This is a genomic window from Helcococcus sp. KG196, assembly GCF_046035495.1.
In the GTDB taxonomy this organism is placed as follows: Bacteria; Bacillota; Clostridia; order Tissierellales; family Peptoniphilaceae; genus Helcococcus; species Helcococcus ovis.
Genome location: NZ_JBFNFI010000006.1, coordinates 1 through 23,411 on the forward strand (window position 1 = coordinate 1; position 23,411 = coordinate 23,411).

At 25.7% G+C, this 23,411-nt stretch carries 17 protein-coding genes and 1 other annotated feature; of the genes, 3 read left to right on the forward strand and 14 right to left on the reverse strand.

Going from position 1 to position 23,411, the window contains the following annotated elements; translation table 11 throughout:
• On the reverse strand, window positions 1–1,047 hold a 1,047-nt coding region (locus ABGF45_RS03685; RefSeq protein ID WP_408125369.1), incomplete at its 3' end, for a YSIRK-type signal peptide-containing protein.
• Window positions 1,048–1,489: 442 nt separating this feature from the next.
• Here ABGF45_RS03685 and ABGF45_RS03690 point away from each other — a divergent pair.
• Window positions 1,490–2,989: a helix-turn-helix domain-containing protein gene (locus ABGF45_RS03690; RefSeq protein ID WP_167554099.1), complete on the forward strand. Its 1,500-nt coding sequence runs from the start codon at window positions 1,490–1,492 to the stop codon at window positions 2,987–2,989.
• A gap of 89 nt (window positions 2,990–3,078) precedes the next feature.
• Here ABGF45_RS03690 and pepF read toward each other — a convergent pair whose 3' ends face one another.
• The 6 genes from pepF to ABGF45_RS03720 all read right to left on the reverse strand — a co-directional run bounded on the left by pepF (window position 3,079) and on the right by ABGF45_RS03720 (window position 12,277).
• The gene (gene pepF, locus ABGF45_RS03695) at window positions 3,079–4,881 is read right to left on the reverse strand and encodes an oligoendopeptidase F (protein ID WP_408112628.1); all 1,803 of its coding nucleotides are present in this window, start codon (window positions 4,879–4,881) and stop codon (window positions 3,079–3,081) included.
• Between the two features lie 244 nt (window positions 4,882–5,125).
• Window positions 5,126–5,686 (reverse strand): TetR/AcrR family transcriptional regulator, encoded by a 561-nt coding sequence (locus ABGF45_RS03700; protein ID WP_134711995.1) that lies wholly within the window; start codon window positions 5,684–5,686, stop codon window positions 5,126–5,128.
• Window positions 5,687–5,706: 20 nt separating this feature from the next.
• Window positions 5,707–8,190: a YhgE/Pip domain-containing protein gene (locus ABGF45_RS03705; RefSeq protein WP_134744327.1), complete on the reverse strand. Its 2,484-nt coding sequence runs from the start codon at window positions 8,188–8,190 to the stop codon at window positions 5,707–5,709.
• A 408-nt stretch (window positions 8,191–8,598) separates the two neighbouring features.
• The gene (locus ABGF45_RS03710) at window positions 8,599–9,324 is read right to left on the reverse strand and encodes an amino acid ABC transporter ATP-binding protein (RefSeq protein WP_134711997.1); all 726 of its coding nucleotides are present in this window, start codon (window positions 9,322–9,324) and stop codon (window positions 8,599–8,601) included.
• Between the two features lie 9 nt (window positions 9,325–9,333).
• Window positions 9,334–10,884, reverse strand: coding sequence for an ABC transporter substrate-binding protein/permease (locus ABGF45_RS03715; protein ID WP_134711998.1), 1,551 nt, complete (start codon window positions 10,882–10,884; stop codon window positions 9,334–9,336).
• A gap of 77 nt (window positions 10,885–10,961) precedes the next feature.
• Window positions 10,962–11,209: a binding site (T-box leader), on the reverse strand.
• 36 nt (window positions 11,210–11,245) lie between these two features.
• Window positions 11,246–12,277 (reverse strand): hypothetical protein, encoded by a 1,032-nt coding sequence (locus ABGF45_RS03720; RefSeq protein ID WP_134711999.1) that lies wholly within the window; start codon window positions 12,275–12,277, stop codon window positions 11,246–11,248.
• A 119-nt stretch (window positions 12,278–12,396) separates the two neighbouring features.
• On the opposite strand from ABGF45_RS03720, the gene ABGF45_RS03725 reads away from it, so the two are divergent.
• Both ABGF45_RS03725 and ABGF45_RS03730 read left to right on the forward strand, forming a co-directional pair.
• Window positions 12,397–13,278 (forward strand): YihY/virulence factor BrkB family protein, encoded by an 882-nt coding sequence (locus tag ABGF45_RS03725; protein WP_167554098.1) that lies wholly within the window; start codon window positions 12,397–12,399, stop codon window positions 13,276–13,278.
• The gene (locus ABGF45_RS03730; protein WP_134712001.1) at window positions 13,275–14,234 is read left to right on the forward strand and encodes an alpha/beta hydrolase; all 960 of its coding nucleotides are present in this window, start codon (window positions 13,275–13,277) and stop codon (window positions 14,232–14,234) included. The genes ABGF45_RS03725 and ABGF45_RS03730 overlap by 4 nt, the downstream gene beginning before the upstream one ends.
• Window positions 14,235–14,391: 157 nt before the next feature.
• Here the strand turns inward: ABGF45_RS03730 and ABGF45_RS03735 are convergent, their stop codons facing one another.
• From ABGF45_RS03735 to mgtE (ABGF45_RS03765), 7 genes are read right to left on the reverse strand one after another with little or no spacing between them, the layout of a single operon-like run.
• Window positions 14,392–14,931: a hypothetical protein gene (locus ABGF45_RS03735; RefSeq protein WP_134712002.1), complete on the reverse strand. Its 540-nt coding sequence runs from the start codon at window positions 14,929–14,931 to the stop codon at window positions 14,392–14,394.
• Between the two features lie 12 nt (window positions 14,932–14,943).
• A complete protein-coding gene (locus ABGF45_RS03740; RefSeq protein ID WP_134712003.1) occupies window positions 14,944–15,972 on the reverse strand; it encodes a low specificity L-threonine aldolase in 1,029 nt (342 codons plus the stop codon).
• Window positions 15,973–15,974: 2 nt separating this feature from the next.
• Window positions 15,975–16,610, reverse strand: coding sequence for a ComF family protein (locus ABGF45_RS03745; RefSeq protein WP_134744326.1), 636 nt, complete (start codon window positions 16,608–16,610; stop codon window positions 15,975–15,977).
• Window positions 16,603–18,819, reverse strand: coding sequence for an ATP-dependent RecD-like DNA helicase (locus ABGF45_RS03750; protein ID WP_134744325.1), 2,217 nt, complete (start codon window positions 18,817–18,819; stop codon window positions 16,603–16,605). The genes ABGF45_RS03745 and ABGF45_RS03750 overlap by 8 nt, the downstream gene beginning before the upstream one ends.
• Before the next feature lies 1 nt (window position 18,820).
• Window positions 18,821–20,095 carry a UDP-N-acetylglucosamine 1-carboxyvinyltransferase gene (gene murA, locus ABGF45_RS03755; RefSeq protein WP_134712006.1) on the reverse strand — a complete coding sequence of 425 codons (1,275 nt, stop codon included), beginning with the start codon at window positions 20,093–20,095 and terminating at the stop codon, window positions 18,821–18,823.
• A 9-nt stretch (window positions 20,096–20,104) separates the two neighbouring features.
• Window positions 20,105–21,445, reverse strand: a complete 1,341-nt coding sequence (mgtE, locus tag ABGF45_RS03760; RefSeq protein ID WP_134712007.1) for a magnesium transporter — start codon at window positions 21,443–21,445, stop codon at window positions 20,105–20,107.
• 8 nt (window positions 21,446–21,453) lie between these two features.
• The gene (mgtE, locus tag ABGF45_RS03765) at window positions 21,454–22,797 is read right to left on the reverse strand and encodes a magnesium transporter (protein ID WP_134712008.1); all 1,344 of its coding nucleotides are present in this window, start codon (window positions 22,795–22,797) and stop codon (window positions 21,454–21,456) included.
• Window positions 22,798–23,411: the final 614 nt, after the last annotated feature.

Sequence of the window (23,411 nt, forward strand, 5' to 3'; positions counted from 1 at the left end):
ATCATCTTTCAGATCATCATAAAATAAAATATTTAATTTATTTTGTATATTTATACCCCATTTTTCTGCCGTTAATGGTATTTCAAATGTATCATTTACACTATTTATTGTTTTATCTTCTAATTGTTCTTCATTAATTTTTGATGGAACAGGATTGTTATTATTAGCAGTATCAATTACAAATCCTTCTCCAATATTTTTAGTAGACAATTTTGGTGTTATTTCCTGATTTCTAATAGAATTTAATACTTCTTTTTGTGACATCCCACTATATTTACTTATAGGAAGTTTTATTATATTATTTTGAACATTTAAAACTGGTGTTTCCGGAACTAAACGAGCATAGGCGATATAAATATCTAAATCCTTTCCTTTATCTTTTCTACCTTTATTAAAATATCCGTAAAATATTGCATTTTCACTAGCTACTTTTTGAAAATCATTTTTACTATTTCCTGTTAATATTTTATAAGTTTTAACATTATAATCATTAGTTTTACCTTTTTCGTATCCTTCAGATGTATTATTTCCATAGCTAGATCCTTCAACTTTTTTAGTCCCTTTTATACCTATAGTCCCATTTTTATTATCCTTATATGAAAATTCTAACTTATAATTTGTATTACTATATAACAAAGCTTTCATTTCATATGCTGATTCATTATTCCTTCCTTGTTCATAAAATTTACCTTGATGTATTCTAAAAATTTTCTTACTTGGTGCTCTATTTTCACTTAAAATTTGTGTTTCTACCCTAGTACTTTTACTTGCTTTTTCATATGTTAATTTATCTTCATTTTTTACAAAATAAACAACAGGTAATTCTTGATTATCTATCTTAGTTGGTGTAACAAATCTAAAATCTTGATTAGACTCAGCCATAACAACCGACTCTACATTCAGTCCAGTATTTAATACTGAAACTCCTCCAAACAAAATTGTAACCCCTAACATGCATGACACAAATCCAATGCTTAATTTACGCATTGAATATATAGGCTTTCTAACTATTTCTGATTTTTTATTTAAATTATTGCGATTATACACAATTACCTCCCTTTTTTATAATTAAAATAAATTCTTCTCCTCAAATTTTAATTTTAATTATACGGTTTATAACTTATATATTTTCGTATATAAATTATTGTTACTTTCTTACTCAAAACAAAAAATAATTTAATTAAAGTTATCCTTTATTTTTTTACATTGTATTACATGTGTTTTAATATTTACAAATGTTTAAATTTTTTTTTTATAAAAAAAATTTAAAATTTAAAAAATTATTTTTTTATAAAAGAAGCTTTTTTCAATGGTTTAAAGCAATATTTATAATAATAAGGCTAAAAAATGTAGATAAATATTTTTTTGTCAAATTAAATATTTATGATATAATATTTATAGTAAATAATTAAATTTTTAACCATAAAATTTTTTCTAAAAAAAAATATAAATCAAATTTTTGAAAAAATTTCTAGAAATGAGACTAAAAATGATAAGTATTTTCAACAAAAATATTACAAGAAATTTAAATTTAATAAAGACATTAAATATTTATTCTGACAAAGTAAATAAAAAATTTTTAATGAAAAAACTAAAAATTGATGAAAAAACACTAAAAAATGATATTAATACCATTAATCAAAAATACAGTGCAATATTAAATATTAATATTCATAATTCAGATATAGAAGTTAAATATAAAAAAAACGCAAATATAGAGATGTTTTTTAGTTGTATAATAAAAAACTCTTCTATTTTTAAAATAGTTGAAGCGATATTTTTTAATGATTTTAACACATTAAATGATATAGCAAAACATGAATTTTTCAGTATAACAACTGTTTACAGAGCACTAAAAAAATTTAATAAATCTGTTAGTAAAATTTACGATTTTAAAATAAATAGAAAACTTTTTCAATTTGAGGGAAATGAAGACAATATAAGAACATTTTTGTTTCATTTATTTAGAGAAAAATATTCTTATAATGAATGGCCATTTGAAAAATATGATAAAGAAAAAATAATTAAATTGCAAAATACTTTTTTAAAAAGTATCGGTGTTAAAAAATTTCCATATATAGATAACGAAATTATGACTATTTTATATCCTATACATATTGAAAGATTAAAATCTGGACATTGTGTATTACCTTATTTAATAAAGGAAAACTTTAACACCATAAAAGTGCAAGAAGCATACAATTGCTCAGAATTAAAAAATTTATTTGAAGAGTTTGAACTTGAATTTACAAAAGAAAATATAATAGATATATTTTACTATTACTTACATAAAGATATTGCTTTTTCTTTTTTAGATTTAATAAAAAAGACTAAATCAAATACTCTTATTAATTTTTCAATTTATCAAGCACTTGAATCAACATATAAATTATCTGATAAATTTAATTTAAAACTAAATAATCCTTATGAATTAATAACATATATACATAATGCTAATGTTTTTTTATATGATAATTTTAATTCAAATTATATAGTATTTGATAAACATAATATATATATTTCAAAATTACAAATTGTATTTCCTGAATTTATGAAGGAACTTTCAAAAACTATAAAAAAATATTTACTAATTATTAAAGGAGAAGTAAAAAAATGTCATATTGAATACCTTATATATACAGTTATATCTACTTGGGATAATTTATTACCTCAACTTTACAAGTATAATAAAAAAATTAAAACCCTTGTTATTAGTAGATTTAATTACAAAAAATCTATCTCACTAAAAAATCAACTTGAAATTTTATTCCCCAATTTTTTAGATTTGCACTTATCTAATAATAATGATATATATTATAAAAATATAAAAGATAAAAATTACGAATTAATTATAGCAGATTTCAATATACCAAAATCAAAAAAATTTGAAACTCTATACATAAATGGGAATATAATGAAATTTGAAGTAATAGAAATAATTAAAAAAATTATAAAATTGAGATTTGAAGAGCATAATAAATTAAATTAAAAATTAAACATAATAAAATAAAAATAAGAGCTTGCTAAAGAATAAACCCTAAAATTTATATGATTATACTCTATGCAAGCTCTTATATCCTAAATTTCTCCTAATTTTACTGAAATTTCTTCAATCTCTGAAATTAGTGATCCAATATATGCTACCGTGTCTTTTAATGGAGCATCTGTTGACACATCAACCCCTGCTAACTGTGCTAATTCCTGAGGTGATTTAGAACCTCCAAGTTTTAAAACCTCTTTCCATTGATTTGCAACTTCTTTGCCTTCCGCTCTAATTTTTTTAGAAACTTGTGTACCAATTGTCAATCCAGCTGAATATGTGTATGGATATAGTCCCATGTAATAGTGGGGTTGTCTCATCCATGTTAATTCTGATCCTTCTACAAGTTCTACTGCATCTCCCCAGAATTTCTCTAGAGTTTCTCTAAATATTTTATTTAAAATTTTAGCATTAACTTGTCTACCTTCATCGACTAATTTGTAAACCTCTCTTTGATAATATGCTTCCAACAAATGTGTTACAAAATTGTGGTAATATGTTTTAGCAACCATTTGAGATAATACCCATCTCTTCATTCTTAAATCGTTATCTTTTTCAGCAACATTTAATAAATGATTTTCTACAATTAATTCATTCGTAGTTGATGGTGATTCAACAAAATACATAGAAGGTTCAGAGTTTAGTATGCTTTGGTGTTTATGTGTTAATTGAAAATGTCCAGCATGACCTAATTCATGAGCTAAAGTCATTACATCCGACATATTTTCATTAAATGACATCAAAATATATGAATTTGTGCCATATGGTGATGCACAAAATGCCCCTGTTGATTTTCCTTCACTATCAACATAATCAATCCATCTATTTTCAAAAGCTTCTTTCATTATTGCTAAATAATCATCTCCAAGAATTGACAAACCCTCCAATACATATTTTTCTGCTTCTTCGTATGAAACTTTTTTCGAATAATCTGGATCTACTTCCATCTTTAAGTCAGAATATTTTATAGTATCTAATTTATGAACTCTCTTTAATATACTTGCGTATTTTCTCATATGCGGAGCAAGCTCTTCCATAATTATATCCATTTGTCTGTTATATAATTCTTTAGAAACTTTTTGGCTGCTTAATAAATAATCAAAAACTGAATCATACCCTCTTAATTTTGAAATAATTTTTTCTTTTTGAACTTGTGTATTATATACTGAAGCTGTTGTATTTTCATATTTTCTTAATGTATTTGAAAAAGCTTCAAATGCATTTCTTCGTATTTCTGTATTCTTACTATATTCTAAACTTCCTTCAAATTTATTATATGATAAGGAATGCTTTTCCCCATTTGCTTCAAAATCCGGAAATGCTATATCTTTGAACTTTGTTTCACCATATAATCTATATGGTGAATTTAATATTGGTGATAAACTTTTCAATGCTTTTTCAACATCAGGACTTAAAGTATGTGCTTTTTGCTCTAAAATATCTTCAATAAATACCTTAAAATCTTTTTCTTTCTTTGCTTCTTCTAAAATCTTTGTATCTAATTCTAAAATTTCACTTTCATAAAAGCTTAACATTGCACCATATTCCGCAAATATTTGATTTAAATCATTAGCTCTATTTTCGGCTTCTTCATCAAATGTATTTGCTTCAACCGGTAAAGTTGCATAGTGACTTATTTTTGAAGCAATTTCTGAAAATTCAATCATATCCCTTATTGATGATTTCAATATTTCTAATGAATTAATCTTCCCTTTATAATTTTCTATAAATTTCAAAATTAAATCTTTATATCTTTCTAATTGTTGTTCATACTCTCCAACTGATTTATAAATTAAAGAAATATCCCATGTTTGTTCAATTTTCGCATCTTCTCTTTTCATGATTTTCTCCTATTCTTTATCAATATTTTATTATATTTTATCACAAAAATAAAAGCTGTAACAAAATAATCAAAAAATTAATTTGTTACAACTTTCAATTTTATTAAAAATTCAATTTGATAAATCATATAAATAACCAAATTCTATATATAAATTATTTACCAAATAGAATTAAAATATTTATGCCTATAAAGTTTAATAAATAACTTCTTAAAAAAAATTTCGCAATACCCCTGTTTTAATTTTATTTTTTTATAGAATTCCAAACTATTTCAAACATTTCTTCAAAATATTTATTAGGATCATCTATTTCTTTTTTTACATAATTCGTTACTATCATTTCTATAGGTGCATAAATCAATGGTAAAAATAATTCTTTAGAAATATTTTTTACTTTATTTAGTCTTATTCCCTTTTGTATAAAATTATTTAAAAATAAAACCATTTTTTGTTTACTTTCCTTGCTTTTCTCAGAAATGTAATATGCATTACTATTATATTTTAGAAATAATATTATCTTAGAATTTGCAATGCTAAATTCATAAAAATTTTTATAACATAGCTTGAATTCTTCTTTATAATCTTCTGTTTCTACACTATTTTCAATTAAATATTGATTTAATTTTTCAAAGATTTGACGATATATTTCATTAATTAAAGATTCCTTATTTTCAAAATAATTATACATTGTACCGACAGCTATATTTGCTTTTTTTGCAATCATCGGTATTGTCATTCCATCATAATGCCTATCTGAAAATAATTCAATTGTCGCCTCAATAATAGAATTCCTTTTTTCTGCCATGTCAAAACTCCTTTTTTACATTAATCCTCTATTTTCCTAATATTCTTTACATAAGCAATTATCATCAATACTAGGAATATTATAAACATTACACCCATGTAAATTACAGCATTTATATAGTGAACAAATCCTGTAGAAGTAAATAATGTATAAGTTATTCCCTTCATAGCATATGTCAATGGAATTAGTTTATTTAAAAATACATAAATACTATTTGAAAGTTCTATTGGGAATGTTCCTCCTGCGGTGGATAATTGTAATATAAAGAATAGTAGTACAACAAATTTACCGACATCTCCCATTGTATATGTGAAAAATGCTATAAAATAAGTATATGCTAATGAAATTATAACAATCAATAAGTAAAATAGCAATGGATTTGCAATTTGTACTTTAACAAAATATTGCAAACCGATTCCTGCAATTATTGCAGAAACTACAGCGTGTATTGTCAATACTTTCAATTTATCAATTATGCCCTTTGTTCCATTTTTATTAATTAATGGGAATACCAATACTAATGCTATTGATGCTAAGTATAATCCTAATGGAAGTTGATATGCTAAGAAGCTTGTTCCATAATTTGCAACTTTATTTGTCTGTTTCTCCAATGAAATTGGTGATGTTAAAATATTTGATGACTTTGATGAAAAATTAGATTTATCCAATTTTTCTTTTCCATCTTTTAATCCATTATGCAATTTATTTAACCCATTCGAAATTTGTGTATTTCCATCAGTTAGCTTAGTAGTTCCATCTTTAATTTTTTTATCCCCTTCTGATAATTCTGAAAATCCCGTTTGTAATTTTGAAAAGAACTCATTACCAAATCTATCTGACCCATCTGATATTTTTTGAATTCCATCTTGGATCTTTGAACTTCCATCAACTAACTTATCTCCACCATTTGAAATTTCTCCCATACCTTTATCAAGAGCTTCTATTCCAGACTGATATTTATTATACCCAGTATTTATTTTTGTACTGCCCTCTTTTAATTGAGAAATTCCATCAGCTAATTTTCCAATAGATAATTTTGATTCATTTACTTTAGAAATAAGTAGACTCACACCATTATCAAATTCTGGATATTTCGTATTTAGTTCACTTAATCCATTAGATAATTTTTCAGTCCCTTGTACCAACCCTTTATCCAGTCCGTCTCTAATTTTTATTAACCCATCTATTAAGTCCATTACTTTAGTTTTCTGTTCTTCTGATTTTTCCTTTATTTTTTTACCAATTTCTTTTTGAGCTGTTGCCAAAATACTTTGAATATTATTATTTTCTACTTTTTTAACTTTTTCTAATATATTATTTTGTTCATCCTTTTTCAAAGATAGGAAACTTTTATCATATTTAAGCTCATTATAAAAATTGTCACTCATTTTCTTAACTTCATTATTAACAGCTCTAATTATGGCAAATTTTTCACTATTACTTAAACCTATAGATTTATTTTTTACATCTTTTTTAGATTTTTCTAAAATTTCTGCACTAGGAATCCCTTGATTTATCTTCTTTATAGCATCATTTAGCTTAACAGACCCTTCAGCTAAATCACTAATACCTTTTGAAATTTTTCCACTTCCCTCCTGAAGTTTTGCTAATTTTTTAATATTTTCTGAACTACCAGATTCTTGAATAGATGATTTTAATTTAGAGTCAACATTTGTCAATCCACTTTGAATTTTATTTAATCCATCAGAAATTTTATGTCCATTATTTACTAATTTTGTAGTTCCTTCTTTAGCTTTATATATTCCATCTTTAATTTTTAATTGTCCATTATTAAACTCTTGATATTTAGAATTTAATAAATTTAATCCACTCGAAATTTGTCCGTATTTTTCTTCAGCAAATTTAACCTTTTCGATTACAGTATCATGACCATCTGCAACTTTTGACAATCCCTCAACTAATTGAACTAAACCATTACCTAATTTAATAGACCCATTATGTAACTTTTTAGTACCATCTTTAGCTTTTCCAATACTTTCTTTTATTCCATCAATTTTTTCTGCGATTGTTTCTAAATATTTTTTTGTTATCTCATCATTTAATTTTTCAGAAATAGACTTAACCCCATTTGATGTAATTAAATCTGCTACATAATCCCTACTTTGATTTGTAATATAGTTCATTTTAATTTTTCTGTTTGTATCAAGGAGCTTTACAGAATCTTTAGAAAAATTTTCATCTAAAAATAATGCCATATAATATTTTTCTTTTTTAATTCCTTCCTTTGCTTCATCCTTACTTACAAAACTCCAATTAAAACTTTTAGCGGATTTAAGCTTATTTTCTAAACTTTTACCAATATTTATCTCTTTTCCATTACTTATCGTTCCCTTGTCTTCATTTACCAATGCTACTGATAATCTATCAATTCTACCATATGGATCCCAAACAGACAATGAAAACATTGCTGAGTATATAAAAGGAATAAACATTACAGCAATTATAGAAATCACCAACATTTTATTACTAAAATTTTTCTTCATAATTAAACTTTATAAAATATTTAAATTTTATTTACCTCCATATTTATTTGATGAATATTTTCATTCTTTTCTTGAATGAATGTTCATTCAACTAAATATATTATATACTTTTAGTAAATTTGTCAAATATTTTTTATTTTTTATAAAAAAAATGGTTTGAATAAAATAAATTTTTTTAGTTATTTTAAACTACTGCCTATAAGCTGAACATATAAAATTACATTTTTAATTATTTTACAGCATTCCCTTAAATAATATATTATTTATTTAAATAAAGTATGTTATATATCAGAAAATAAGTTATACCATTTTCTACTAAAAAATCTTTATTATAAATAACTACCCATTTAACAAATCTAAACAAAAAAGAGATATAAACAGTTAATCTTCGTCCATATCTCTCTCTAATTAAACTAATTTCAAGAATTCTCTTGTTCTTTCAAATTTTGGATTTGTGAACATTTCTTCCGCTGGTAAATCTTCCAAAATTTTTCCTTTTTCCATAAATACTACCCTGTCTGAAACTTTTCTCGCAAACTCCATTTCATGAGTTACCACTATCATTGTAAATCCTAGATCAGCTAGTTGTTTCATCGTATTTAAAACTTCTCCAACCATCTCCGGATCAAGTGCTGATGTCGGCTCATCAAATAATAAAACTTTTGGTTCCATTGCCAAAGCCCTTGCTATTGCAACTCTTTGCTTTTGTCCACCAGAAAGTTGAGATGGTTTTGCGTTTTGAAAAGCATGCATTCCTACTAGATTTAAGTAATACTTCGCTTTTTCTTCTGCATCTTTCTGACTTTTTTTCAATACCCTTATTTGACCTATTGTGCAATTTTTCAACACATTCATATTATCAAATAAGTTAAATTGTTGAAATACCATACCCAAATTTTTTCTATGATTATTTTGATCTACATTTTTATCTAAAACATTTTTTCCTTCAAAAAAAATTTCTCCGGAATTTGGTTCTTCTAAAAGATTTAAACATCTTAAAAGTGTTGACTTCCCAGATCCTGATGAACCAATAATTGTAATTACTTCTCCTTCATTTACGGAAAAATCTATACCTTTTAATACTTCATTCTCACCGAATGATTTATGAATATTTCTAACTTCTAATATACCCATATATTCCTCCTAATTACTACTGCTTAATACATCATGTTCTATTTTCTTATATGAAGAATTTCCTCTTAAGTATCTTTCAAGCAAGTGTAATAGTGATGTTATACTCAATGTTAAAACTAAATATATTAATGATGTTATAAAGTATGTTTGGAAAAACTTAAAATTTGCTCCGGCAATTGACTTTGTCGAAAAGAATAGCTCTTGTACTGAGATTACATTCAGTACAGATGTATCCTTGATGTTAACGATAAATTCATTTCCAACATTTGGAATTATATTTCTAAAAACTTGTGGCAGGATTACATAAACCATTGTTTGTAGATGATTCATCCCCAATGCTTTTGCAGCTTCAACCTGTCCTTTATCTATCGAATTTATCCCAGCTCTAACAACTTCTGCCATGTAAGCTCCTGTATTTACAGAAACTATTATGAATGCTGACGTCATAGGGGACATATTTATATCATAAAATAACTGTAATCCGTAATAGAATAAAACAGCTTGTACCATCATTGGTGTTCCCCTTGTAACTTGAACATAAATATTAACGAATAATTTCGCTATATTTACAAAAATTTTCAATACCACATTTTTTACTTTTGGAATTGTCTTAATTATACCGACAAGCATACCTATAAAAAGTCCAATAATTGTACCAATAAATGAAATTACAATTGTATTGATTGTACCTGAAATAAAAGCTGACTTATTGTTAATCGCAATATTCCAAATACTTTCTTCTTTATCTTTTCCAAGTTGTATTTTAATAACTTTATCCATTATCTTTTCTTTTTCTTCTAAACTTATTTCAGCAAGAACCTTATTTATAGGAGCAAGAAGTTTAGAATTTTTTTTCACTCCAATTGCAATTGATGTATCTTCCGGATTTGTCTTAAATCCGGGATTTAATTCAATATATTTGAATGCTTTATTTGATATTTCAGCTGAAACTCCTTCAGGTTTCTCAGCAACATAAGCATCAACTTTTCCACTTTCAACTGCAACTCTCATCGCTGCAAAATCTGTCATAGGCTTTCCATGATTTACCCCTGGAATTTGATCTATTACAGTATCATGAAATGTATTTAATTGGGCAACAACGTTAGCCCCCTTTAACTCATTAATATTTTTGGCATTTGAATATTTTCCACCATTTTTTGTAACTAAAACTAATTTTGATTCGTAATAATTTTGTGTGAAATCTAATTCCTTCTTTCTTTCAGAAGTTGGACTCATTCCTGCAATAATTACATCAATTTTCCCTGATTGTACAGACGGAAGTAATCCATCCCACTCAGTCTTTACAACTACTAAATCCATTCCTAATTTATCTGCAATTTTTCTTGCAATTTGCACATCATATCCATTTGCAAATGAATTTGATCCTTCAATTTTTATCGCACCATTAGAGTTATCTTTCTGTGTCCAATTAAACGGAGCATATGCAGCTTCCATTCCTACTCTTAAAACTTTTTTATTACCAGCATTTATTTTCTGAAATGGAATAACTGTCAAAAATGTTGCAAATAAAAGCAATAATATAAAAACTCTCTTTCTCATTTCCCCTCCAAAAATATATTTATTTATTTCACATAGATATTCAATTTAAACTAAAAAACACCTCGTCCGGTCTTTCGACTTAGGACGAAGTGCATAAACTCCGTGTTACCACCTAAATTTATATATATTTCACAATATATACCTTAGCAAGTACTACCATACTCCTTTGCTGTAACGTGCAAACCACGTCGCCTCATCAACAAATAATGTATCCGAAACGCTGCTCAAAGTCTTTATTCTTTATACCATTTATTGTCTACTTTCACCTTGCTAGACTCTCTGTAAATAAAGAGGATATAAATACTCTTCTCATCTTTGCGTTTAATAAACATATATTAACAATTTATTTTATAAAAGTCAACTATTTATTATATTTTTGATTCCAATTGAATAAAATCTCTCTTATAGCAGAAGGAATACCTGAATCAGAATAATCCGTTTGTATCAAAAACATAAATGGCTTTTCTCCTAAAATAAATCCCAATTCTAAATTATAAGCATATTCATAACTTCCAACAAAGCCCATAAAATTATTTAAATAAATTTTATATATACTATCATAATGTTCTGCTGAATTTGATAAATTATTATATGTATATGGATAAATAAATTCATTGTTTTTTTTACTCAAAACTAAATTTAAAATCTTAAAAATATCTTCAATTTTCATTTCATTTTCTTTGTTGATTAAAATTTTATATTTTTTATTAGCATATGTTTTCCAATCATTTACATTAGTCTTTAATTTTTCTAAAACCAAATTTATTCTCCAATTTCCTCCTTTTATAATCATATCACTGATTAATTGCTGTAATGTAATAATTGTTTTTTCATCTTTTTCAACAAATTTAGATATATCAATATTCATACTATAATCCAATTTTTTTTCTTTAAACAAATCCTCAGCAATCATTGAAATTATAAATACGTTGTTGTTATTCATAGGTATTAAATTAGTTTCACTAATTTTTATAATCTTTTTATCTTTATCTTTTAAATTTAAATATCCAATATTAATATTTTGTTTTTTCAATTTTTGATTATCAATAAACGATTTAATTTCTGTTTTCAATACATTTTCTGAATTTTTCATAATATCTTCAATTTTTTTAATTAATACTTTTGAATTTTCATTTTTTAATTTACTATCATTTGAAATTAGATTTTTATCTTTGATTTGATTATTGCTATTTTTAATAGCAGATTTACTTGTTAGATTTCCAATTAAACTAAATATCTTTGTAAAAATAAGCAATAATATTATTATAAAAAATAACAATACAAAACCAAAAATAACAAGCTTTTTATAATTATATTTTATTTTTATATTTCTTTTTTTATACCTTGTATTTCTCTTTTCTATTAATATTTTATCTTTATCATCTCTTTTCATAAACACCTCATGATGATTATAACATATATTTGATGATTTTTATAACATACAAATTTATGATATAGTATATAATATATTATACATATTTTTATTAAATTAATATTATGAAAGGATTAATTATGAAAAAAATTAAAAACTTTGTAATGTACTTTATAAAGCTATTAACTGTAAGTGAATCAGATTTTGCCTCTTCATTTTTGGCATATTATTTACTTTTATCTTTTATACCTCTATTAGCTTTTCTTTCTCAGGTTTTAATATATGTTACACCAAATTTTGAATCATTTATATATAATCTAATGAAAAGCCTACCAAATGATGTAAATAAAATTTTTATGCCAATTGTAAAAAGTATTTTTAACGGGCAATCATCATCACTTTCATTGATTGCAATTGGTTCTTCCATATGGTTAGGATCAAGAGGATTTTTAGGACTAGTGCGATCTCTTAATAAAATATTTGATGTGAACACTAAAGGTAAAATTCCATATTATGAAGTTATTTTTTCTATATTTTATACAATTGGTTTTATGATTGTAATAGGATCTCTTTTACTGTTTTCTGTATATAATGAAAAAATTCTTTCACTTGTAAAAAATTTTACTAATAATATAATTATAATTGACAAGATTTCTGCATACTTAATTGACGGAATTGGAAATTTAATGCCTATGATAATTTCTACAATTCTATTTGTATTTTTCTATAGATATGCCCCATCTTTTGAAAAAGGGAAAAGAATTTCGTTTAAGCTATCCTTAATTGGTTCTATAATTGCTACTATAGGCATAGCTTTAATAACATTTTTTTATAAATTTACAAATGATACTTTACAAAGATCTCCCAGCTATTATGGATCACTTGGTAGTATCTTAGTCGCTTTAGTATGGTTACTAGGAATTTGTCAAATAATTATTTATGGTGCAGTCTTTATTAAAACTTATAAAGATGTTATTATAGATAAGAAAAATATTAAATATTTAGAGGATAAAAGTAAATGAAAAAGAAAAATATAAAATTTAAATTAAAATTATTTGCATTATCAATATTGATAATATCATTAATTTTACTAGGAGTTGCATCGGCATTTCTCGTAAATTATGCCCTTGCAAAAAAGGGAGATGGGAAAAATAGAAAAGTAAAAACTAACATAGTTTCAATTAATAATAATAAAAACTACAAACTTCAAAAGGAACGTACAAAAATATTTTTAAATGCGAATATAGAAAAAGATACGGAAATCAAATCAAATGATAATCTTAAATTAAAAGGTTACTATTTTGAAAATACCACAAATAAATGGGTTATTTTATTACATGGTTATAGAACAAACCACAAACATAATTATGATTATGCACAAAATTATTTTGAAAATGGTTATAATATACTAAATCCCGATTTAAGAGCTTCAGGAAATTCAGAAGGAAATTATGTTGGGATGGGATTATTGGAAAAAAATGATATTTTATTATGGATAGATTGGATAATAAAAAAAGATCCAAATGCTGAAATAATAATTCACGGCATGTCAATGGGAGCTGCTACTACGATGATGGTTGCAGGAGAAAAAACTCCACATCAAGTAAAATTATTTATTGAAGATTCAGGATATACCAATGCTTGGGATATATTTTCTTCAGAATTAAAACTTAGATTTAAATTACCGGAGTTCCCACTAATGTACACATCTAATATCTTTTCAAGAATAATGGCAGGTTACAAATTTAGTGATGCATCTCCTATTGATGCAGTAAAAAAATCAACAAAACCTATATTATTTATTCACGGCGATAAAGATGATTTTGTTCCATTTGAAATGATGAATAAACTTTTCGAAGCTAAAACTAATGGTGTAAAAGATAAATTAGTTTCCAAAGGTGCCGGACATACTAAATCAATATACATTTCGAATAAGGAATATTGGGATAAAGTTTTTGAATTTATTAAAAAAAATTAATAGTAAATGTTAGGTTATAAAAAATGAGATAATACTGTTTATATTAATATAGAAGCCCTAGATATTTAAATCTAGAGCTTCTATATGTATTTTATTAAAATTTTTACAAGTTATAATCTCTTGTCTATTTTGCAACATTTCCTTTACAAAAAAATAATTAATCAAATATAAATGATTCTATTGTAAGTGTATTATTCTTAAATCCAAATTTAACCTTTAAATCTCCATCATTTACGTTTATTACTTTTCCATAATTATCCTGCGTTTTATATTTAAAATGCAAATCCATTAAAAAACTATTTTCATCTATATACTTAATTTCATCAATATTTTTTTCATTTAATGTTTCAACACCTTTTTCTCCAGTCATTGTAAATCCTGTTGAAAATGTATTAAATGTAGCTATCGCAAGCGTTCTTATATTGGATGGTAATACTTTTATTTCTTCTTCATAAAGCTTATCTTTAGATTTTAATTCAAAGATTTCCTTTAATGCAGAATTCACTACTTGTATTGATTTTTTCTTTATATCTTTATCCAATACTTTTTTATCCTTATTAACCCACAAATAGGAAACTTTTTCTTTTATCACTTTAACTTCTTTTTTTGTTTCTACTTTTTTATCTTCAAATCTTGTGCAAGAAGATAATATTAATATTGAAAAACAAGCTAAAATTATAAATATATTTTTATTCAAATTTACCTCCATTTAGTAAATTATCTTCTCTAAAACTCTATCCAATTCTACAATTTCAGATTCATTTGTATTCCATGTTGTTACAAACCTACATAAACCTTTATTTTCATCTATTGCATCATATTGATACATAAATTTTTCTGACAATTTATCATGTATTTGATTATCTAATTCTACAAAAACTAAATTTGCTTCTGTATTATAAACAGTAGAAATATTATATTTTTCAAAAACATATACTAACTTTTGAGCCATATCTACAGCATTCTTTGCAATTTTAAAAAATAATCCATTTTCAAACATTGTCTTAAATTGAATTCCATATAAAAATCCTTTAGCTAACAATGCACCTCTTTGTTTTATTACCATTCTAGCATAAATATTTTTTAATTCTTCATTAACAAAAACTACTGCTTCACCAAACATAAATCCATTTTTAGTTCCACCTATTGTAAATACATCAAGATATTTTGGTAAATCAGAAAACTCTAAATCCGAATGTTTTGACATAATTGCATTTGCTATTCTGGCACCATCCATAAAAAGATACAAATTTCGTGATTTACAATATTCATATAATTTTTTTAATTCGTCCCTTTTATAAACAGTTCCCAATTCAGTAGCATTTGAAATATATACCACCTTAGGCTTAGAATTATATTCATATGAATGAGAATTTAATGCCTTTTCTATTTCCTCAACTGTCATTTTCCCATTTTTTTCTTTCACTAAAACAATTTGATGTCCAATAGCTTCTATAGAAGCATTTTCAGTATTTACAATATGCCCTGTATCGACCGAAATTACACTTTCATGTCTCTGCATAGTCATCATTAATCCAATAACGTTGGCGATTGTCCCACCATGCAGAAAATGTATTTCAACATCATGATTTTGTAAGTTATCTTTTATATTTGAAATAGCTTCTTGAACCAACTCATCTTTGGAATATCCCTCAAACTTTTCATTTTGATATTTTTGTAATTCATCCAAAATTTTAGGATGAGAAACTTCGTTATAGTCATTTAAAAAACTTATCATTTTTAATTATCCTCATTTTCTGTTTTACTAGATGCGACAGCAAAAAATGTTATATCAACATCATATTCATTTAATATTTCACTTGAAACTGCCTTAAACGTTGAACCAGTAGTTACAACATCATCAATTATTAATATTTTTCTGTTATTTATTTCTAAACCATCTATTATCTTAAAACTATTAGATAAATTTGTAAATCTATCTTTTCTGCTTAATTTGTTTTGATGCTTTGTAGAATTCACTTTTTCTAAAATATCTATTAATTTTATGCCTGTTTGTTTAGAAAATTCTTGTGCTAATAATTTTGATTGATTATACCCTCTATCAAACTCATCTTTTTTATACATAGGAATATATGATACATAATCAAACTCTAATCTATTTTCTTTGTAAAAATTAATTAAAATTTCAGATAAAGGTTTTACTAAATATGTATCACTATTATATTTAAACCTTTTAATAATTCCTTTTATATAATTATTATAAAATAACGGGTATAAACATCTTGAATTATCAATATATCTATTTCCAAAAATAAATTCCAATCTTTCCATGCATTCATCACAAATATATGAATTAGATTTATTTTCTTTACAAAAATAACAATATTCAGTTGAATAGAATAAATAATTAAGCATAAAATTCCTCAATTTTTAATTTTGCATTTCTTAAACTATAATTAAGGGATGAATTTCTAGGTTTTTTGTAAGAATTCTCAATCATTTTATTCATAATTTCTTGATTTCCAACAAGTACCACCAAACTTTTACCTCTAGTTATGCCCGTATATAAAATATTTCTTGTAAGCAGCATATATGGAGATGTAGCCATAGGTATTACCACAATAGGAAATTCTGATCCTTGAGATTTATGTATAGTCGCTGTATATGCCAAAACAATTTCACTAAATTCTTTGCTTGTATATGTTACAATCTTATCATCATAATTAGCTTCTATAGTATTATTATCCAAAAATATATTTCGAATGAATCCCATATCCCCATTATACAAACCTTTTGTAATATTCAAATTCTTATCCTTCAATTCAATATCATAATTATTTTTAATTTGCATTATTTTATCATTTTCTCTAAAAATAAAGTCTGAAAATTTAATTTCCGATTTATTAAATTGTGGTGCATTAAGTTTTATCTGCAATTCTCTATTAATGGAATCAACCCCACAAATACCTTTTCTAGTAGGTGTTAAAACTTGAATATCTGTCAACGGGTTTACATTATAGTGATTTGGAAGCCTATTTACAACTAAATCTACAACTGTATTTAATGTTTCAAAATCATTTTTTGTATTAACAAAAAAGAAGTCTTTATTTTCTTCATTTAATATTGGCTTTTCCCCTCTATTTATTAAATGAGCATTTTTTACAATATTTGAATCTTCTCCCTGTCTAAAAATAGTATCCAACTTGATAGTAGGAATAACTTCCGAATCAATCATATCATTTAAAATATTTCCTGGTCCAACACTTGGAAGCTGATCCGCATCCCCTACAAAAATAATAATTGAATCATCTTTTACCGCTTTTAATAAATTATCCATCAAATAAATATCAACCATTGAAACTTCATCAACAATTATAACATCATAGTCTAAAGGATTTGATTCGTTATATTCTAAAATTAAATCTTCATCAAAAGACTTATATCCCAACATTCTATGAATAGTAAATGCTGAATTTCCTGTAGATTCTTCCATCCTCTTTGCAGCTCTCCCTGTAGGAGCACATAAAACATATTTCATTTTTAAATTTTTTACTATAGAAATAATAGCTTTAATAATCGTAGTTTTACCTGTACCCGGTCCACCTGTAATTATTAATAATTTTTCAATAATAGCTGTAGAAATAGCTTTTTTCTGCATTTCAGAATATGAGATATTTTCTAATTTTTCAATATAACCAATTTCTTTTTTTATATCAATTTCTTTTAAAATATTTTTAGTATATAAAATATTTATCAATCTATTCGTAATATCTATTTCCAAATCATAAATATAACTACTATATATTAAAGTTTTACCATCAATCGAAACCTTTTTTACAATATCCGATATTATTAAATATGGAATTTGATTTTCAACTAAATTTTTATCTAAACTCAATAATTTTACAGCATAAGAAATAAGAATATCATATTCTAAATAACAATTACCATCCCTATTGGCTGATACATTTAACACATAAACAATACCTGATCTTATCCTAAATTCAGAATCAAATTTTATTCCAATCATACGTGCAATCTTATCAGCTGTAGGAAAACCTATGCCTTTTATATCCTCTACAAGTTGATACGGATTATTTTCAATAACTTCAATAGTATGATTTTTATATTTTGCATAAATGCTAGAAACAAGCTTATTTCCCATATTAAATTTTTGTAAATACATTGATACTTGTCTACTATCCTGAAGATTAATTATACTTTCATGTATTTTTTCAACAGTTTTTTTACCTATGCCATTAATATTTAACAATTTTTCAGGTTCTTCGGTCAAAACTCTTATAGTGTCTTCTCCAAATAACTTAACTATCTCTTTAGCTCTTTTTTTCTTTATATGAGAAATTATACCTGAGCTAAGATATCTCTCAATTTGAGATATAGAACTTGGTATAATTTTTTCATAACATTTTATTTGAACTTGTTCTCCATAACTTTGATGATAAACTATATCTCCATCTAACTTTAAGATGTCTCCAACATTTAAATCTAAAATTTTACCTACTGCTGTTATATCACCATCATCAGTTTCTAGTCTAAATACACTATATAAATTTTCTTCATTTCTATAGATAATATCAATAACGGTTCCATTTATTTGTATCATTTTAGTCCTCGATTGTTATTGACTCAATATCCGCCCCTAACTTTCTTAATTTTTCTACAAAATTATAGTATCCTCTATATATGTGATAAACATCATAAACTCTTGTTTCACCTTCTGCAACTAAACCTGCTAATACACAAGATGCCCCGGCTCTTAAATCTGTAGCTCTAACTTCTGCTGCCTGCAACTTATTTACCCCTTTAATCCTAGCTTCATTACCTTCTGTTATAATCAAAGCTTTCATCTTTTGTAATTCAGAAACATGCATAAATCTATTTTCAAAAACAGTTTCTTTAACTAATGAATCTCCTTCTGAAATAGTTAACAACGTCATAAATTGTGATTGAACATCTGTTGGTAATCCTGGATATGGCAATGTTTTAATATCAGTTGCCTGTAATTTATCTGTCCCTATAACTCTGATTTCATCTTCATCTTCATTAATTTCAACAGTACACCCTATTTCTCTTAATTTAGCAATTATTGGTACCAAATGCGAAGCAACAACATTTTTAACTAGTATATTTCCTCTCGTCATAGCTGCTGCAATCATATATGTTGCAGCTTCAATTCTGTCCGGCATAACTGAATGTTCGCCACCTTTTAATTCTTTTACTCCAGTAATTTTAATCGTCCTTGTACCAGCACCTATAACTTTAGCACCTAATTTATTTAAAAAATTTGCTAAATCGGTAATTTCAGGCTCTTGAGCAGCATTATCAATAGTAGTTACTCCATCTGCTAAAATCGCTGCCATCAAAATATTTTCAGTAGCACCAACTGATGGAAAATCAAGATATACATAATTTCCCTTTAATCCATTTTTAGCATTTACATCTATTGCATCTATTCCCATATGAATATCAGCCCCCAATGCCTTAAATCCTTTTAAATGTAAATCAACAGGTCTAGCTCCAATGCTACATCCTCCCGGCATATATGTCACAGATCGTCCAAATCTTGATAAAAGAGGACCTGTAACAACAAAAGAAGCTCTCATCTTATTCATTAACTCGTAAGGTGTTATGTAATCTGAAATTTCATCATTTTTAATTTTATAAGTCTTTTCATCTAATTGTTCTATTTTAGAACCTAAATATTTTAATAAATCCAACATTACTTTTACATCTCTTAACATTGGTAAATTATTAATTACAACTTCTTCTTTTGTCAGTAACGTAGCCGCCAATAATTTTAAACCAGAATTTTTTGCACCTTCAATTACAACTTCTCCCCTTAAAGGACCATTTGGTTTAACTTTTATAAATTCTTTCATCAAATTCTCCTAAATTAAAATTAAACTTACAAAAATTACATAAATAATTAATGAAAGTGTATCAACTATTGTAGTAATAAGTGGTGCAGCCATCACAGCAGGATCCATATTAAGCTTTTGAGCTATAATTGGCAACAAACCACCTACAGATTTTGCTATAAGTATTGTAAATACAAGTGTTAAAGATACTGTTAATGCAATTTCTTTACTTCCGCCAAAAACTATTATTCTAAAATAATTAAATAATGATAGACCTACACCTACTACTAATGATACCCCCAATTCTTTTAAAAAAACTCTGTGATAATCACATAATTCAATTTCTCCTACTGAAAGTCCACGAATAACTATTGTAGAAGATTGAGAACCTGCATTTCCTCCTGTACCGATAATCATAGGTAAAAACGCTATAACCCCTGTAACAGCTGTAAGTATTTCCTCATATTTACTAATTATTGAACCAGTAATTGTAGCTGTAAGTAATAATATTATAAGCCAAACAAATCTATTTTTTGCAATTTCTAATACAGATGACTTTAAATATGGTTTTTCTGATGGTGTCATAGCTGCCATAAGCTCAAAGTCTTCAGTACTTTCCTCTTTCATAACATCAACAGCATCATCGAATGTTACTACCCCTACTAATCTCTTTTCATTATCAACAACAGGAATAGCTAAAAATCCGTATTTCTTAAATAACTTAGCAATATCTTCCTGATCATCAAATGTATTTGCATAAATTACATCTTCTTCCATAAGAGTTTCAACTACAACGCTTTCGTCATTTTTTAATATAGTCCTTATGGACAAATATCCTTCAAGCTTCCTACTTGCATCTGTTATATATAAAGTATAAACTGTTTCACTCTTCATTCCTACTTTTCTAATATGTTCTAAAGTTTGTCCAACCGTCATATTTTTCTTTATATCTATAAACTCAGCAGTCATTATAGAACCTGCAGATTCTTCAGGATATTGTAAATATTGATTGATGATATTTCTCTTTTCAGGATTAATATCCTTCATGACTCTTTTTACAATATTTGCCGGTAACTCTTCCAACATATCAACAAAATCATCAATATACAAATCGTCAACTATCTCTGTCAACTCCGTGTTAGTCATCAAGTTTAATAAATGCAATTTCATATCAGAATCAAAATATGCAAATACTTCTGATGCAATATCTTTTGGTAAAATTCTAAATACAGCCAATGTCTGAACTTCATCAATTTCTTCTATAAATTCAGCGATATCAGCCTCATTATATTTAAGTAATTCTTCTCTAAGTTTTCTAACATTTTTTTCCTTAAGAAGATCTAATAAAAATTCTCTATTTTCCTTTTCCATAAATCCCCCTAAAGTAATAATAATTTTGCAATTGTAAAATAAACAAATAATGACATAGAGTCAACTATTGTAGTTAATAATGGAGCAGCCATAATTGTTGGATCCCATTTTAATAATGTTGCTCCAACCGGAAGCAATGCACCTATTAATTTTGAAAAAATTATTGTAATTAATAGCGACAATGATACTGAAAATGCCATTGTTGTACTAACTCCACCAAATAAAATTATTCTTACAAAATTAATAGCTGCTAATCCAAAGCCAACTACTAAAGCAATCATAAATTCTTTTGCTAAAATTTTTGGCGTATCGCTCAATTCTATTTCTCCTATGGATAAACCACGAATAATAGTCGTAGATGATTGTGAGCCTGCATTACCCGCTGAATCTGTAAGCATAGGCATAAATGCAACAAGTCCAGTTAATGCTGTAATTACATCATTAAAACTATTAATAACAAATTGTGATAAAGTAGATGACATCATAAGTAATAAAAGCCATAAAAATCTCATCTTGGACAACTCAAAAATAGATGTATCCAAATACTTATTTTCATTTGGTGTAATAGCCGCCATCTTTGAAAAATCTTCCTCAGTTTCTTCATTTAAAACTTGAATAGCATCATCAAATGTTACTACCCCTACCAGTTTTTTCTCTTTATCTACTACAGGAATTGTCAAAAATTCATACTTATCAATAAGCTTTGCAACTTCCTCTTTATCCTCTGTAGTTTCAACATATACAACATTTTCGTTTAATATATCACTAATCTTTGTATCAGGTTGATTGATCAACATTTCTCTAATTTCAACATATCCCTTTAACACATTGTTATTATCAGTAATATATAATGTATAGAAAGTTTCATCTAACAAGTCCAACTTTCTCATTTTTTTCAAAATATCTTCAATAGTTCTATTTTCATTAACAGAAAAAAATGCTGATGTCATTATGGATCCTGCAGAATCTTTAGGATAATTTAAATACTCATTAATTAAATTTCTTTTTTCTCCTTTAAGATTTCGCATAATCTTGTTAACAATACTATTAGGCATTTCTTCAAGCAAATCAACCATATCGTCAATATACAACTTGTCAACCAATTCTACAGTTTCATAACTTGTCATAGCAGAAATAAATTGTTCTTGAACATCAGATTCTAAATATGAAAAAGTTTCAATTGCAATAGCTTCCGGCAACAATCTAAATATCGCCAAAGCCTCTAATTTATCTATCTCTTGTAAAAATTCAGCAATATCAACTTCGTTATATTTTATTAAATTGTTTTTTAATTCTCTATAATTATTGGTTTCCAGCAACTTCAATAATTCAATTCTATTTTCTTCATTCATAAAAAACTCCACAACATTTGCTATATTAATAATACCATATCAATTAAAAAAATTCATTTATTAAGTTTTTGCAAAAAATATTTCCCGTGTTTATGATTTAGCACTACTTTTAAGACTTGACCACTCCATATACCTTATACTTACATATTTACTAGACTTTTTAAATTTTTAAAAAATTAGGCAAAAAATTTTCATCTATTTTTTAATATATTAAATAAATGGTGATATGATGTCCTTGGTGATAAAGATGTCCTTGGTGATATGATGTATATTTTATGACTTATTTCTAATAAAGCTAACTAAAAACATGTAATTTTAATTTTTTATGTAATTTTAATTTTTTAATGATATACAGGTAAATTTTTTTAAAAATCATGTATTATAATAATTTTTTTATATTACAGGTAAAAAAGGTTAAAAATAATCATGTATTACAAATATTTTAATAATTTACATGAAAAATTTTACAAATTACTGTTTTGCATACATGTAATTATTACATTATTAAAATTTACAGGTAGTTGTCCTAAAAAATTTACCTGTATATTTGAATAAACTCCTATTTACATGATTTATAGCTATCATAAAATCTTAAACTACTACCTATAAGCTGG

Bases quoted from the DNA above. Each gene is read 5' to 3' on its own strand.
- ABGF45_RS03720 (WP_134711999.1), bottom strand. From the start codon at position 12,277: ATGAAAAGAGATGATAAAGATAAAATATTAATAGAAAAGAGAAATACA.
- ABGF45_RS03705 (WP_134744327.1), bottom strand. From the start codon at position 8,190: ATGAAGAAAAATTTTAGTAATAAAATGTTGGTGATTTCTATAATTGCT.
- ABGF45_RS03745 (WP_134744326.1), bottom strand. From the start codon at position 16,610: ATGCTTAATTATTTATTCTATTCAACTGAATATTGTTATTTTTGTAAA.
- mgtE (WP_134712007.1), bottom strand. From the start codon at position 21,445: ATGGAAAAGGAAAATAGAGAATTTTTATTAGATCTTCTTAAGGAAAAA.
- ABGF45_RS03700 (WP_134711995.1), bottom strand. From the start codon at position 5,686: ATGGCAGAAAAAAGGAATTCTATTATTGAGGCGACAATTGAATTATTT.
- ABGF45_RS03740 (WP_134712003.1), bottom strand. From the start codon at position 15,972: ATGATAAGTTTTTTAAATGACTATAACGAAGTTTCTCATCCTAAAATT.
- ABGF45_RS03725 (WP_167554098.1), top strand. From the start codon at position 12,397: ATGAAAAAAATTAAAAACTTTGTAATGTACTTTATAAAGCTATTAACT.
- ABGF45_RS03710 (WP_134711997.1), bottom strand. From the start codon at position 9,324: ATGGGTATATTAGAAGTTAGAAATATTCATAAATCATTCGGTGAGAAT.
- ABGF45_RS03715 (WP_134711998.1), bottom strand. From the start codon at position 10,884: ATGAGAAAGAGAGTTTTTATATTATTGCTTTTATTTGCAACATTTTTG.
- murA (WP_134712006.1), bottom strand. From the start codon at position 20,095: ATGAAAGAATTTATAAAAGTTAAACCAAATGGTCCTTTAAGGGGAGAA.
- mgtE (WP_134712008.1), bottom strand. From the start codon at position 22,797: ATGAATGAAGAAAATAGAATTGAATTATTGAAGTTGCTGGAAACCAAT.
- ABGF45_RS03690 (WP_167554099.1), top strand. From the start codon at position 1,490: ATGATAAGTATTTTCAACAAAAATATTACAAGAAATTTAAATTTAATA.
- ABGF45_RS03750 (WP_134744325.1), bottom strand. From the start codon at position 18,819: ATGATACAAATAAATGGAACCGTTATTGATATTATCTATAGAAATGAA.
- pepF (WP_408112628.1), bottom strand. From the start codon at position 4,881: ATGAAAAGAGAAGATGCGAAAATTGAACAAACATGGGATATTTCTTTA.
- ABGF45_RS03730 (WP_134712001.1), top strand. From the start codon at position 13,275: ATGAAAAAGAAAAATATAAAATTTAAATTAAAATTATTTGCATTATCA.